The organism is Collimonas sp. GW821-FHT02H07, from assembly GCF_059421505.1.
On record NZ_JBWKVC010000017.1, the window covers coordinates 1 to 14,244 of the forward strand.

At 46.4% G+C, this 14,244-nt stretch carries 13 protein-coding genes and 1 pseudogene; 1 reads left to right on the forward strand and 13 read right to left on the reverse strand.

Annotation, left to right across the window (positions count from 1 at the left end; genetic code table 11):
• The 13 genes and pseudogenes from AC07V8_RS21810 to rfbB all read right to left on the reverse strand — a co-directional run.
• Positions 1-350, reverse strand: a pseudogene (locus AC07V8_RS21810) (phosphomannomutase/phosphoglucomutase); the annotation flags it as partial.
• 198 nt (positions 351-548) lie between these two features.
• Positions 549-869 carry an H-NS histone family protein gene (locus AC07V8_RS21815; RefSeq protein ID WP_494680505.1) on the reverse strand — a complete coding sequence of 107 codons (321 nt, stop codon included), beginning with the start codon at positions 867-869 and terminating at the stop codon, positions 549-551.
• A 59-nt stretch (positions 870-928) separates the two neighbouring features.
• Positions 929-2,863, reverse strand: a complete 1,935-nt coding sequence (locus tag AC07V8_RS21820; RefSeq protein WP_494680506.1) for a polysaccharide biosynthesis protein — start codon at positions 2,861-2,863, stop codon at positions 929-931.
• Positions 2,864-2,940: 77 nt separating this feature from the next.
• Positions 2,941-3,501, reverse strand: a complete 561-nt coding sequence (locus AC07V8_RS21825; protein ID WP_494680507.1) for a sugar transferase — start codon at positions 3,499-3,501, stop codon at positions 2,941-2,943.
• A 15-nt stretch (positions 3,502-3,516) separates the two neighbouring features.
• Positions 3,517-4,524, reverse strand: coding sequence for a WaaS/CpsH family glycosyltransferase (locus AC07V8_RS21830; RefSeq protein ID WP_494680508.1), 1,008 nt, complete (start codon positions 4,522-4,524; stop codon positions 3,517-3,519).
• Positions 4,521-5,072, reverse strand: coding sequence for a serine O-acetyltransferase (locus AC07V8_RS21835; protein WP_494680509.1), 552 nt, complete (start codon positions 5,070-5,072; stop codon positions 4,521-4,523). The genes AC07V8_RS21830 and AC07V8_RS21835 overlap by 4 nt, the downstream gene beginning before the upstream one ends.
• Entirely contained in the window at positions 5,069-6,199 is a 1,131-nt protein-coding gene (locus AC07V8_RS21840) for an NAD-dependent epimerase/dehydratase family protein (RefSeq protein ID WP_494680510.1), read from the reverse strand. Before AC07V8_RS21840 ends, AC07V8_RS21835 begins: the two co-directional genes overlap by 4 nt.
• 60 nt (positions 6,200-6,259) lie before the next feature.
• On the reverse strand, positions 6,260-7,483 hold the full coding sequence (locus AC07V8_RS21845) for a glycosyl transferase (protein ID WP_494680511.1): 1,224 nt from the start codon (positions 7,481-7,483) through the stop codon (positions 6,260-6,262).
• A 635-nt stretch (positions 7,484-8,118) separates the two neighbouring features.
• Positions 8,119-9,396, reverse strand: a complete 1,278-nt coding sequence (locus AC07V8_RS21850) for a flippase (protein WP_494680512.1) — start codon at positions 9,394-9,396, stop codon at positions 8,119-8,121.
• Between the two features lie 234 nt (positions 9,397-9,630).
• Complete coding sequence (gene rfbD, locus AC07V8_RS21855; protein WP_494680513.1) at positions 9,631-10,500, reverse strand: dTDP-4-dehydrorhamnose reductase; 870 nt, start codon at positions 10,498-10,500, stop codon at positions 9,631-9,633.
• Positions 10,497-11,042, reverse strand: coding sequence for a dTDP-4-dehydrorhamnose 3,5-epimerase (rfbC, locus tag AC07V8_RS21860; RefSeq protein ID WP_494680514.1), 546 nt, complete (start codon positions 11,040-11,042; stop codon positions 10,497-10,499). The genes rfbD and rfbC overlap by 4 nt, the downstream gene beginning before the upstream one ends.
• A 2-nt stretch (positions 11,043-11,044) precedes the next feature.
• Entirely contained in the window at positions 11,045-11,944 is a 900-nt protein-coding gene (gene rfbA, locus AC07V8_RS21865) for a glucose-1-phosphate thymidylyltransferase RfbA (protein WP_494680515.1), read from the reverse strand.
• Entirely contained in the window at positions 11,941-13,023 is a 1,083-nt protein-coding gene (gene rfbB, locus AC07V8_RS21870; RefSeq protein ID WP_494680516.1) for a dTDP-glucose 4,6-dehydratase, read from the reverse strand. Before rfbB ends, rfbA begins: the two co-directional genes overlap by 4 nt.
• Before the next feature lie 383 nt (positions 13,024-13,406).
• Between rfbB and AC07V8_RS21875 the strand changes: the two genes are divergently transcribed.
• Entirely contained in the window at positions 13,407-14,240 is an 834-nt protein-coding gene (locus AC07V8_RS21875; RefSeq protein WP_494680517.1) for a symmetrical bis(5'-nucleosyl)-tetraphosphatase, read from the forward strand.
• Positions 14,241-14,244: the final 4 nt, after the last annotated feature.

Here is a 14,244-nt window from a genome sequence, read left to right on the forward strand (position 1 = left end):
GCCAGCACCATCTTGAAGCCGTTGTAGTCAGGCGGATTATGGCTGCCGGTGACCATGATGCCGGACTGCGCGCCAAGTACGTAAGTCGCGAAATAAACCATCGGCGTTACCACTACGCCCAGATCCACCACATCTACTCCGGCATCCTGTAAACCTATTGCCAGGGCGGCAGCAAGTTCTGGCCCAGAAAGACGTCCATCACGGCCGATAATCACAGTGGTCTCACCTTTGGCGCGAGCAGCTCGTCCGAATGCCAGACCGATTTGCCGTGCGATTCCAGCGTCCAGAGTATTGCCGACTACGCCGCGAATATCGTATGCCTTGAAGATGGATTTTGAGAGTGAAAGCATGATTCTTGTAATGAAAATATGGCAGTATCCGGCCAAAATGCAAAGGACGCATTATCCGCAAACCAACGCCAACACTGATTATGCGTGAGGTCGAACCGCAAGACGTACACCGAACTTAAGCACATGTCCGGAATTCCTGAGAGCGCATTGCACGTCATAGCCACCGGCTACAACAGACGGCGACGCATGAAGTAATTGCTATACGCGAATTGTGTCCAATGACTGGCCTGAAGCAACCCAATCCTGAATCCATTTAGGCTGACGGCCACGCCCCGTCCACTGCAAAGTGGCGTCTGACGGATGCCGATATCGGACCGCCACTTTGGTTTTGGACACCGAGGTTTTACCTCGGGATTGAGCACCCAGCAAATCTTGCAGGGAAATGCCCGCACTTTGCGCGATCGCCAGAATCTGCTCGCGTGCCTTGGTTTGCTCCTGATGTTCGCGGTCTTTCAAGGCTTGCTTGACCTGATCTTGCAACCCGCGCAATTCGACTACCGATAATCCAGATAAATCCATATCCCCTCCATTAATGAAAATTCAATGCCAGTAATATTCAGCCAGTACTATTCAAATAATTAATGTAGCGTCGCGTCATTTTTTTCCGATGACTCACGCTTTGCACGCCAGATGAAATCCTCAATTCCGCACTGCGGCGAATATTCAGCGACGGTGTGCAACAGCAGCTCCCGCACCTCTTCATAGGCAAATCTGCCGCATGCATCTTCCAGCTTGTTTAACAGATCCTCCAAAACCACCCATGGAATCTCAACCTCTTGCGCACGCATGATCAGTGGATGCTCGGTGCCCTCCACATTTTCTCCAATCAGTAACTCTTCGTATAGTTTTTCACCTGGACGCAGGCCAACGTGGTTAATTTCTATCGTACCGTCAGGCGTCAAATCAGAGAGCACTTCCAATCCACTCAAGTGCACCATTCTTGTAGCTAAATCAATAATCTTTACTGGATCGCCCATATCGAGCACAAACACGTCGCCGCCCTGCCCCATCGCTCCCGCTTGCAATACCAACTGAGCAGCTTCAGGAATCGTCATGAAATAGCGGGTGATTTCCGGATGAGTTAAGGTAATTGGCCCCCCTGCAATGATCTGCTTGCGAAACAGCGGCACGACCGACCCTGATGAACCGAGTACATTTCCAAAACGCACCATGCAAAACCTAGTCTTTGAGGCCCCTTTTGTTTGCGTGCGCGAAAAAGCCTGCAAAATCAATTCCGCAAAACGCTTGGTCGAGCCCATCACATTGGTTGGACGAACTGCCTTGTCGGTCGAAATCAACACAAAAGATTTGACGCCAGCTTGCATTGCGGCCTTGGCTACACTCAGTGTGCCAAACACGTTGTTCCGAATGCCTTCAATAGGGTTATGCTCAACCAGCGGCACATGCTTGTACGCCGCCGCGTGATACACGGTTTCAACAAAAAAAGTGCGCATGATGCGCGTACATTTCTCGGTTTCCAGGACAGAGCCAAGAAAGGGCAGTAGTTCAATGCTGTAACCAAGACTACGCTGCAATTCACTCAACTCCTGCTCTATCGCATACAAGCCGAACTCTGACATTTCAAGCAAAATCAGCCGTGACGGCCGTTGCCGGATAATCTGACGACACAGCTCAGAGCCAATAGAGCCTCCTGCGCCAGTCACAAGTACAGATTTATTCACGATGCAAGCGGAAATCAATTCCGGGTTAGGCTCAACCGGATCACGCCCCAGCAAATCTTCGATCTCGACCTCGCGAATATCCTGCACGCGCAGCTCGCCGTTGATCAAGCTCTTGATTGGCGGCGTTACTTTGATTTTAACTTTGAGGGGCTCTAGCTGATCAAGAATATGCTTTTGCTGGAGCTTGCTTAAGGATGGCATTGCCAACAAAACCTCTTTGAGATTGTATCTGGCAATCAAGCTCGGCAAATCATTTGCCGCAAAGACTTTGATGCCAGCGATTGTTGCTCTGTGCAGCTCCTTTTTGTCATCTACAAACGCTACCGGCAAATATTCATGGCCCGCGCGAAGCGCACTCGCCAGTTGCGATCCAGCCTGACCCGCGCCGTAAATAACCACAGGCACGGCACCAGTTGCGCCACTCACACGGAGCAGATAACCACGTGCCAAAAACCGGCTGGCCGCCACGTACAGGATGGCGCTAACCCAATAGATGCCAAAAACCGCGCGAGAATAACCCGCTGTCTGCGTAAATGTACCAAGCGCTCCTAAGGCAATCACCGACAACGTTACGCCGAGAACGACGACATACACTATCTTGTGATCTATGAAACGAACAACTGCTCGATATAACCCTAGCCTGATGAAGATAGGAATTGATATCAAGGGTGCGGCTACGATCAACAAACCGTATTGATGCAGGAGCCAGGAGCTGAGTCCGTCGTGGCGCAGCCATATGGCCAGGCAAAACGTCAGCGGCAGCATGAAAAGGTCCGCTGACGCTGCAATTATCTGCTTCTGAAGACGGGACAAATTTAAAAAAGAAGTCATGTCGATAATTTAGTTAACTGCCAGCATAAGAAAATCACAACATTTTGAAATGAAATCTTTTGATTTATCATCTGTAATCAATGCGTAATACCATCTCTACGAACAACCTTCAAAAAGGTTAGGTAGATAATCTTTATATCTAGGAAAAACGATCGTTGCCGAAGATAGTCTACGTCTAGTTTAACTTTCTCAGGAATTGGCAGCTCATCTCGTCCATTGATTTGTGCCCATCCAGTCAATCCCGGTAACAACTCGTCAACGCCGTGTTCTGTTCGCATTGCAATCAAGTCATCCTGATTGAACAGCGCCGGACGAGGTCCGACAAAACTCATATCCCCGACAACGATGCTCCACAGTTGCGGCAACTCATCAAGACTCGATTTACGCAAAAAAGATCCTATCGGGGTCAGGAATTTCTTAGGATCTGGTAGCAAATGTGTTGCAACTGCCGGCGTGTCTGTACGCATCGTGCGGAATTTCGGCATTTTAAAAATTTTGTTGTGACGACCGACGCGATCTGACCAATAGATAATCGGTCCCACCGATGTAAATTTCACCAGCAAGGCAACTACAATTATGGGAATAAATAATAGTATTGACGCAATCAAGGCCAAAAATAAGTCAAAAGATCTTTTCATTCGTTATCTAATCTCTCAAGAAAATATTTCAGCTAACCATCCACGCAAGCTATATTTTTTATAGATATTTTCGCTAACGGCAATAAAAGTAGTACGTATAAAACTATCGGGTATTACCGGGGCTAGCCTATCAATTACAAGAATATTATCAGGATTATAAAAATCGTAAATTTTCACATCCATATTTGTAGTAATTAACTTCTTTTTTGCCCCTAGGCATTCAATAGTGCGCATGGTCAATCCGGTTTGGCCAGGGTGATGTACGTCCACTAGTATCTTACTGCGTTCGATTAACTTTAGCGTATTGGCAAAATTCAATGAATTCCACTTCACATCATGCCAGGGAATCGATCGAAATTGCGGGTCAAAAATTTTTCTTATTGTAAAAACCCACTTGCTTTGATAAAAAAAATGGGCATAAAGATGAATATCTGGTGCGACTCTTTTTGCAGCGCCCCATATTTTTTGTACAACCGGATAACGATCTGAATGTATTGACCCGAGAAACAACAAGTCAATTTCCGTTTCTCGGCATGCCCTATCCGTTTTCCCTAGCGCCTCGTAGGCACGTGAATAAAACAGCGGAAGATGTTTAATATTTTCGTTATCAACGGAATCAAAACGGTCAAAGCTGTATACCTTGTCGAAATATGGCAACTTCTCATAGCTATTTTTGAAATTTTTTAGAGAATCCCATGTGTAGTATAAAAATCTTGCATTTGGCAACGCAGCCTTTAAAGCTAAGATTTTCCCGACAGGAAGTCCCTCGCCTTTAATGACAAACACCACATCGTAGGCAGTGCTAGTGGCGCGGCTGACAATTTTCTCAAAGTAGTCGTTGACTGCCTTGTTTACCAGTTCAGGACGAAAGCGGATCATTGCTTTCATGAGCGGTGTAGAGGACGGCCTGTCATCATACCAGTCCACTTTACAACCTGCGGCCTCCAATTCGCCTTGAATTTCTTTTTCGTAGCCAAAAAAACTGGGGGCAATAAACAGCACACACTGACCTGTCTGCATCATATTGCCGACACCTGTTTTACTATACGTGCGGGAATGCCAACGACAGTCGCGCCGGCCGGCACGTCATCAACAACAACGGCATTCGCGCCCACGCGCGCATTACTTCCAACCATTACAGGGCCAAGAATTTTTGCGCCAGCACCTAATATAACGTTGTCGCCGATACTTGGACGAGACCTGGCGGAATAATCAAGATCAATCTCACGAGCCCCTAAAGTCACGTTGTGATAAATCGTGGCATTATCCCCAATTCTATTTGCACCAATAACTGTTCCCTGAGTATGCGGAAAATACAAGCCGGGACCAATTTCGCATCGCGCAGCAATTTCAAGACCAAATAGGACGAAATTTATAAGACCGAATATTTTGGCCACAGGGGACAGCTTGCATTGCAAAAACCAGTGAGACAGCCGAAATAGAACCACCGGCATGAAGCGCGGGGAAAACGAGCTCGTCAAGAGCCGGAAAAAAGTCGCTTCCTTTTCCAACTGCCCAGCGACCTGATATTGGCGCTTCAAATCCGCAAATAAAATTGCTTTCAAACTCATGACATCATCTTGCGTTTTTTTAACTCTTCGTTAGCTTTGTCCAAACCATCCTCCGGCAAAGGCTGCGAAAGAACCCAGTTCGCAAACTCCTCTATTCCTTGCTTCAGGGATATCTGTGGCTCAAATTTCAACTTCGATCTAATCTCGCCCAAGTCGGCATAACAGTGACGAATGTCGCCCAAACGATATTGGCCGGTCACTATTGGTCTTATTTTTCCCTCGAAGGCATCCACAAGCATATTGGCAATCTCCAATACAGAGGTAGGTTCACCGGCACCAACGTTAAAGGTACCTCCGTTCGCTGCCTCATTCAAAAGCGCCAGCTCAATTGCACGGACAACGTCGCTGACATGTACAAAATCACGACTTTCCTGCCCATCCTCAAAGATTGGCAATGACATACCACGACGTATTCGCGTGGAAAAAATTGATAAAATTCCTGTATAAGGATTATTGAGTGACTGACCAGCACCATAAACATTTTGAAACCGCAAAATTGCTGTTCCGATGCCAAGTGAATCCCCAGCAATACGGATAAGGTCCTCTTGCGCATATTTTGTTGCAGCATAAATGGATGCCGGACTTGGCCGGGCTGCCTCTGGCGTAGGTATCGACGTTATCGAATTGCCACAATGCGGGCAAACAGGATCCCATTGATGATTCTTCAACTGTGTAGCGCTTCTGGCTGGAGGATAAACAATCCCGTGATTCTTGCACTCGTACGCCCCCTCACCATAAATAGATCTTGATGATGCAAGAACAATCTTCTTCACTGAGTGAGGTGTATTGGCCAACAGATCCAATAATTGAGCAGTTGCCTGACTGTTAACATTATTGTAATGGGAAATCTGATACATCGACTGTGCAGTACCTGTTTCTGCAGCCAAATGAACTATAGCGTCCATGCCATTCAACGCCGTTTTCAAGGCAGCCTGATCGCATACGTCTCCACGCACGATTTCCACATCCGCAAGCCCGAGTATTCGAGCATCCACGGCGGGAATAACACCGTGAATTTGCGGGCTCAAATTATCAAATATCCGAACATTGTGCTGATTCATTTTCTGAAGAGAAAGCGCAAGATTCGTTCCAATAAATCCCAATCCGCCAGTAATAAGTATGTTCATAATAAAATTATCAATAAAAATATAATACCAGTTTATACCGATACCAGAATTGGTTAAAATTTATTTTCTTTTGTCGAAAATATCAGCCTGGTTTCTCAGAGAAGAAATATGCGCCAAATATCTCATAAGATTAAAATATCTTTCTGGTCCAACGAAATATAAAGCTAAACGAAACATTTTCAGGATTATTCTGATTTGCAGGCCATAGGATTTCATGTCATGAAAATTATGTCTTTTTGCCGGAACATTGCCGCGCACCAGCAGATTACTTTTCATAGCAAATCTCTTTACCGGACCATCTTCCTCAAAAGGATTCTTGATCTTCGAAAATCTCTCCAAATACAATGCAGCGTAGAACCGTCGGAGCGCCGGAGTGATATAAATACCGTCATCAAAATAATCGAAACCATATTTGTGCTTACTGTATTTCTCTGATTCCGCCGAAATCAACTTAGCAGCATAGATTTTGGCCAACGGCTCGAAATCCGGACGGCTCCCAGGTGCAAATCTATCTTGTTTTTGTGCAATTATTTCTGGCTTGGAAGCATTGAATGAGCTGAAATGAATAAATCGCAATGGCACATGGTCATTTACCATCCATGTACCATCTTTCAATGAAAGAGTCCTTTCATGCAGATTCCAAAATGCCAGATTCAATCCGATATCGTGCAGAATTTTTAGATTTGGAAAATATGACGGTGCCAGGCTGACCCATTTTTGATCAACTGCAAGCCCGACTTGTGGTTCATAAAAACCATGCTCAAGACAGCGTGCCGACCACCAATCAAGAAATGCGAACGCCTCGTCGCATTGTGAAACACCAACAAAACCCAGATTGAAAGTTCCAAACTTCAAAAGCTCCAGATCATCGGGCTTACACCCATCAAGAATGGGAGTATTGCAATGTGGGGTTACTACAATAGGAGCATACTCAAGTCCATCAAAAACAGGAATCAGAGGTGAAAAAATTTCGATGTCGGGATCCAAATATAGCACGGCGCTATATTTTTTGAGCAGCATTTTCAAAGCTGTCGGTTTAACATTCGTATTAAATTCGATAACATCAAAAGTAAACGCCTTTTGATAAAAATCAGGTATTCCTAAATCCTCCGCCCAAATAACAGATATTCCCTCGCGGTCAATCTTGAAATTCGCACTTTTTCTATCCACTATAACAACATAAAAATCATGATCCGGATGATGTAATCGATATGAATCAAAAAGGACCAAAGCCTTGGCAATATAATTAATTGAGCAAATTGTTACTGACGCAATCTTCTGCATTGCATAACCTTAAAATTTAACGAAGTGAAAATTCTGCCTGTAAATTGATCAATAGGCCACTTGATTCGATGTGCGAAAGAATTTATTGAAAAAAACATGACTAATTGGAGGCATCCATAGCATCAGCCAAAAACCTGGCGAAGAGAAGTATGCATTTTCAAAAACAGTCATAATTAAAGGATACAAAAATAATGCAAAGAAATACCAAACCACAGGCGATTTGCTCACGATGTATAATCTGAACAAATAACGTTGAAAAACACCAACCCCAAACATACCTAAAATAACTCTCAAGATATTTCCATCATTAAATAAAGGAAAAATGGCGGTATAAGTGTTGTACTGGATAAGTAATTCAGCGAATGGATGCAAATCTGGTATGTCTACTATTATGTATAAAAATAATCATACATATGCAAATTTCCGCACCGTATAGTTTTTAAATTGTTCTTTTGAGCCGAGAACTCTCGCAGGCATTGGCAAATATGATCCAAATTTTTCGTTAACAAAAAAACTACTGCAGTCGCCACAATAGCCCATGTCGTCACGTCAAATGGAAAAACGCATCTCCAAAAAATAAATATCCAATTATTTGGCTTGACCATAGCAACAACAATATTATTATTATTCTAGGCTCAAATATCACGATTGATCCTGTCATAACATAAATAGAAAAGTCCGAAGCAATCCACTGTTGCTCGAATCAGCCACGCTATGGCAGCCCCCTCTAGTCCACCTATTTTAACTAATAAAAACAGTAACGGTATGTAGACAATAAATTCGGTAATATGCAATATTCCAGTTGGCTTGGCATATCCGAGCGCGTGCAACGCAGTATAAGGCATATAAGCAATACCGTTCACGAACACGCCCAATGAAAGTATTAAAACCAATATCCAGGATTTATCTGCAAAATCAGCAGAAAGAAAATGTTTCATTAGAGGATAAGCCAGGATTGCAGCTGCAAGACATAATAAAAACATAATAATCGATGTTATTTTTACGCCACCGATGAATGTAGTTCTTGCTGCTTTTGAGTCAATAGTGAAATCTCTTGCAAGTCTTGGTAATAACGTAGCACCAATTGCGCCCGGCAATATCAACATACGGACGAGAAATTCAAATGGAACCGTATAGTATGCCACCATCGTCGCGCCCAATAAATATGAAATAATAAACCTATCCATATTCACCAACAATGGACTAATCAAATTACTCGCAGTCATCCATATTCCGAATGAAAATAATTTCTTTCTCATTCCAATATCGACAGTACCTTTAGCAATATTTCCGCAAGGGAGTTTACTAACTAAATACCAATATAAGAAACAGCTCAGTAATCTTGCAAGGATAAGGAAGCTAGTAACTGCTAATAAACTTTTCCCGTAAAAAAACACTCCAATCACAGGAAAGAAGAATATCGATACACCAAGGAAGATCTTCGCAATATTACTTGCAAAAAAATGCTCATATGCTTCCAGTGCCCCACGTAGCCCAGAGCTCACAGTGGCAAGCGGGATACCTAAGGCCGCAATCAACAAACTATAGAAAGTTTCTTGTTGCAACGGGACAGATACATTCAGACCTTTATAACCCAGCGGATAAGAAGCAATAACAAGTATGAGAGCACCGGCCAATCCAGTTAGAAAGGTAAATTTCACTCCCATCTTAATTAGGCCAGGTATTTCGTCTAATCTTCCAGCTCCTAATGATGCAGCTACTTGTTGCGTGATTGCCCGACCCAAACCGAAATCAAAAAGACTAAAATAACCAATAATCGCCCATAAAAGAGTAAGTATCCCAAATCTTTCTATTCCTAACTTATTCATTAGAAATGGGATAGTTACAGCACCAACAACTAGTGGAAGTCCAGCTCCAGCCAAATTCCATATTGTATTTTTACTAAGCGACATTTAAAAATCCATATTTTATTTCCAATTTCAATTAAACAAAGAAGTAATAATATCTCTTTGAAAAACCATCAATCTTCAACAGCAATTAATTTAAAAACCATTCCATATTTTCAAATAACCGATAATTAATCGCTTATCTGCAAGATAATCTTCGTAATGCCAATAGCTGAAGAATATTATCAAATACACATTGATAGATTATCACATTATCAACATCGGATACATTTGATATTTTCAAGCTTGACATAATCGTAAAGAATTTTCCCAAGTAGGCAATTCACAGAAAGTTGTGATTAATTTTTCGCACGAGATAACTGAATAACTTGGGCGCTTTGCCGGCAACGGATATTCCTGCGTAGTAATAGCAGTTACAATGGGCTTTTTGGATAGAACAGCGTTCGCCAATATCGCTTCTGTGAAACCCGCCCAAGTGGTCTGGCCTTGTGCTGTCAGATGATATAAACCGGTCTTCTCCTGCCACCAGGCGTGTGGATCCTGGGCATTCAACGCTTGAACAACAATATGAGCGGTGGTGTCGGCAATGGTCCTGCACCAGGTTGGTGCACCGTGCTGGTCGCCGACGATACGCAACTCACTGCGGTCCTGGGCAAGTCGCAGCACTGTCAGCAAAAAATTCTTCCCCCGTGCGCCGTAGACCCAGCTGGTCCGCAAAATCAAATGCGGAATGCCGGCAGCCTGAATGGCCTGCTCTCCCGCCAGCTTGCTGCGACCGTACACGTTGATCGGGCAGGTGAGATCACTTTCAACATATGGACTTGTTTTGCTGCCGTCGAATACATAGTCCGTGGAATAATGGATCATCGCTGCGCCTAGCTTGCGCGCCTCTTCCGCCATGACTCCCGGCGCCTCGCCATTGACGCGCATGGCCAGTTCAGATTCCGTCTCGGCTTTGTCCACCGCCGTATAGGCAGCCGGATTGACGATCAAATTGGGCTTGATCTCACGAATGACGTCCCTCACTTGTGTTAAGTCCGACAAATCCATCTGATTGCGATCCAGAGCGATGATTTCACCCAGACCTTGCAGGCTGCGCTCTAACTCATACCCGACTTGGCCGGTCTTACCGGTAACGAGGATTTTCACGCGAAGACCTCTGCCTCTGTCAGCAACTTTCCAAGCTGGTCTTTCCCGGACAACAATGGTGTTGCCGTCATCGGCCAGTCGATGCCGATTGCCGGATCGTTCCAGAGGATGCTTCGTTCAAATTCTGGCGCCCAATAGTCTGTAGTCTTGTATAGAAACTCTGCCGATTCGCTGGTAACCACGAAGCCATGGGCAAATCCTTCGGGAATCCATAGCTGCCGCTTATTTTCAGCCGATAGCGTTACTCCCACCCAATGCCCAAAAGTAGGTGAACTCTTACGCACATCAACCGCAACGTCGAATACCTCGCCGGCGACTACGCGCACCAGCTTGCCCTGGGGCTGACGAATCTGGTAATGCAATCCGCGCAATACATTTTTAGCGGATTTGGAGTGATTGTCCTGAACGAAGCTGACGTTAAGACCGGTTAATTCATTAAAACCGCGTTCATTGAAACTCTCGAAAAAAAAGCCGCGGTCATCACCAAAAACTTTTGGCTCAAAAATCAATACTTCAGGAATATTTGTGGTTTGTACTTGCATATTTAAAACACCTTGTCTTTTAATAAACCCAGCAGATATTGGCCATATCCGTTTTTCTTTAACGGTTGCGCCAATTGCTCTAGTTTCCCAGCATCGATGTATCCCTTGCGATAGGCAATCTCTTCTGGACAGGCCACTTTCAGGCCTTGACGATTTTCAATAGTGGCAATGAACTGCCCCGCTTCCAACAATGATTCATGCGTGCCGGTATCCAGCCAAGCCATGCCTCGCCCCATCAACTCGACATTCAAACGATGTTGTTCGAGGTAGACGCGATTGACATCGGTAATCTCAAGCTCACCGCGCGGAGACGGCTTGATGCCGGCAGCGATATCGCACACTTCGTTATCGTAGAAATAGAGTCCGGTAACCGCGTAGTGAGATTTCGGCTGGACAGGCTTTTCTTCTATGCTTACCGCTCGCCGCTGGTCATCAAACTCGACCACTCCATAGCGTTCCGGATCATGAACATGGTAGGCGAAGACGGTAGAGCCCTCGGTGCGCGCAGATGCGGCACGCAGCTGGCCCTCGAAGTCGTGGCCATAATAGATGTTGTCGCCCAAAATTAAGGCGGATGGCGAGTCCCCGACGAATTCACGGCCGATAATGAACGCTTGCGCCAAGCCATCCGGCGTCGGCTGCACAGCATAGCTAAGTTCGATTCCCCATTGCCGCCCGTCCCCCAGCAATTCTTTAAAGCGCGGCGTATCCTGCGGCGTCGAAATGATCAGAATCTCGCGTATCCCGGCCAACATCAGCGTGGTCAGCGGATAGTAAATCATCGGCTTGTCATACACTGGCAGCAGCTGTTTGGAGACCGCCATCGTCACTGGATACAGACGTGTGCCGGAACCGCCAGCGAGAATAATTCCTTTACGGCTTTGAGAAGTCGGCTCGCTCATTGGACACCCCCTACCGAACTCTGGCGCTGCTCGTAATTTTGCTCAACCCACTTCAGATAATCGCCAGACTGAACATTTTTGACCCACTCCTGATTGTCCAGATACCATCGAACCGTCTTGCGAATGCCAGTATCAAAGGTTTCGAGCGGCTTCCAGCCAAGTTCGCGTTCAATCTTTCGCGCATCAATGGCGTAGCGCCGGTCATGGCCTGGGCGATCGGTAACATAAGTTATCTGGTCACGATAACTGCCAGCCGGCTTGGGGTCCAACTGGTCCAGGATGTCGCACAAGGCGTGCACCACTTCCAGATTGGCCTTCTCATTCCAGCCGCCAACGTTATATACCTCGCCCGGCTTGCCAGCTTCCAGCACACGGCGAATCGCGGCGCAATGATCGCTCACGTAGAGCCAGTCACGCACCTGTTGTCCATCTCCATAAATAGGTAGTGCTTTGCCGGCGCGCGCATTGGTGATGATCAAAGGGATCAGCTTTTCCGGAAAATGGTAAGAGCCGTAATTGTTGGAACAATTGGTGGTCAGCGTAGGCAGACCGTAAGTATGATGATAGGAGCGAACCAGATGATCCGATGCTGCCTTCGATGCCGAATAAGGGCTATTAGGAGCGTACTGAGTCGTTTCAGTAAACGGCGCATCGTTCGGACCCAGTGTGCCATACACTTCGTCGGTCGAAACGTGGAGGAAGCGGAATGCCGCTTTTTCAGCTTCCGGCAAAGTCCCCCAATAAGCACGCGTTGCTTCAAGCAAGCCGAAGGTACCGTTGACATTGGTCTCCACAAAAGCGGCTGGGCCATGGATGGAGCGATCGACGTGGCTTTCCGCCGCAAAATGCACAATTGCGCGCGGCTTATGCTTGGCTAGCAAAGCAGCCACCTGAGCCGTATCGCCAATATCTCCTTGTACAAAGATATGACGCGGATCCTGACGCAAACTCACCAGATTATTGATATTTCCAGCGTAAGTCAGCTTATCGAAATTGATCACCGGCTCGTCATTTTGCGCCAGCCAGTCCAGTACGAAATTGGAACCGATAAAGCCGGCTCCTCCAGTGATAAAAATCATGAGGTCATCCTAAATGCAATGCAAAAATTAAAAGCGACATTCTATATTGTTTGCATTTTCGCAATATAAAAATATTCAAGCAGTTTGAGATTATCCCCCATTATTTGCAAAAATCCGACCTTTGCAGCACATTTCGAATTAGTCTGGCCGGAAAGTCGGTGGGATTTGTATGCATTCATGCAAGTATTTTCTATCTAAATAACTGGAAATGATCACGATGGGCAATTAGGACCACCATTGCGACGGAAAGTGCCAAAAATCAATTTATTCCAATTACACAACCGCCATGTGGCTTGAAACCCCTCAAAACATCCATCTCTGCGCTGTAACCTGCTACCGATCTACAATGGCAACCATCATTCCGCCAATTTATACTTCCATTTATGCCAATCGTTAGTCCTTTGACATACGCCATCGGCGACCTGCAAGGCTGTTACCAAAGCCTGATAATCCTGATAGGCAAGATCGAGGCGGCAACCCCCGACGCTACGTTCATTTTTACCGGCGACCTGGTCAACCGCGGCCCGCAATCGCTGCAGACACTGCGCCTGATACGCTCCCTGGGCGACCGCGCCCAAGCAGTGCTCGGCAACCACGACCTGCATCTGCTAGCCGCCGCCCACGGCATCCGCAAACTCCATCGCAGCGATACCCTGGATGAAATCCTGAATGCACCCGATCGGGAAGAGCTGCTTGATTGGCTAAGACGCCAACCGCTGGCTCTATACCAGCAAGATCATCTATTTGTACATGCCGGCGTGCTGCCGCAATGGTCGGCAACGAAAACATTGGCGTTGGCGCAAGAAGTAGCCGACGTGCTGCAGGGACCTGACTGGGTAGGCTTCTTGCGCGAGATGTACGGCAATCAGCCCCTGCACTGGGACGACGCCCTCACCGGCAACGAGCGCCTGCGCTGCATCGTCAACGCTCTGACCCGTCTGCGATTTTGCGACAAAGACGGGACGATGGAACTGGCGGCGAAGGAAAGCACGGGAATTTCCTTGCCCGGCTACCTGCCGTGGTTCGATGCGCCGCGGCGCCAGACGGAGGATGTCACCGTGGTGTTCGGACACTGGTCGACGCTGGGATTGATACAAAGGCCCAACCTGATCGGGCTCGATACCGGCTGCGTCTGGGGCGGCAAACTGACTGCCGTGCGCCTGGCCGACCGGGCGCTGCTGCAAGTCAGCTGCCCCCAAGCGCAGCGGCCCGGTTAGCCCG

Coding starts and splice junctions, on each gene's coding strand:
- AC07V8_RS21815 (WP_494680505.1), bottom strand. CDS start 869: ATGGATTTATCTGGATTATCGGTAGTCGAATTGCGCGGGTTGCAAGAT.
- AC07V8_RS21820 (WP_494680506.1), bottom strand. CDS start 2,863: ATGACTTCTTTTTTAAATTTGTCCCGTCTTCAGAAGCAGATAATTGCA.
- AC07V8_RS21825 (WP_494680507.1), bottom strand. CDS start 3,501: ATGAAAAGATCTTTTGACTTATTTTTGGCCTTGATTGCGTCAATACTA.
- AC07V8_RS21830 (WP_494680508.1), bottom strand. CDS start 4,524: ATGATGCAGACAGGTCAGTGTGTGCTGTTTATTGCCCCCAGTTTTTTT.
- AC07V8_RS21835 (WP_494680509.1), bottom strand. CDS start 5,072: ATGAGTTTGAAAGCAATTTTATTTGCGGATTTGAAGCGCCAATATCAG.
- AC07V8_RS21840 (WP_494680510.1), bottom strand. CDS start 6,199: ATGAACATACTTATTACTGGCGGATTGGGATTTATTGGAACGAATCTT.
- AC07V8_RS21845 (WP_494680511.1), bottom strand. CDS start 7,483: ATGCAGAAGATTGCGTCAGTAACAATTTGCTCAATTAATTATATTGCC.
- AC07V8_RS21850 (WP_494680512.1), bottom strand. CDS start 9,396: ATGTCGCTTAGTAAAAATACAATATGGAATTTGGCTGGAGCTGGACTT.
- rfbC (WP_494680514.1), bottom strand. CDS start 11,042: ATGCAAGTACAAACCACAAATATTCCTGAAGTATTGATTTTTGAGCCA.
- rfbA (WP_494680515.1), bottom strand. CDS start 11,944: ATGAGCGAGCCGACTTCTCAAAGCCGTAAAGGAATTATTCTCGCTGGC.
- rfbB (WP_494680516.1), bottom strand. CDS start 13,023: ATGATTTTTATCACTGGAGGAGCCGGCTTTATCGGTTCCAATTTCGTA.
- AC07V8_RS21875 (WP_494680517.1), top strand. CDS start 13,407: ATGCCAATCGTTAGTCCTTTGACATACGCCATCGGCGACCTGCAAGGC.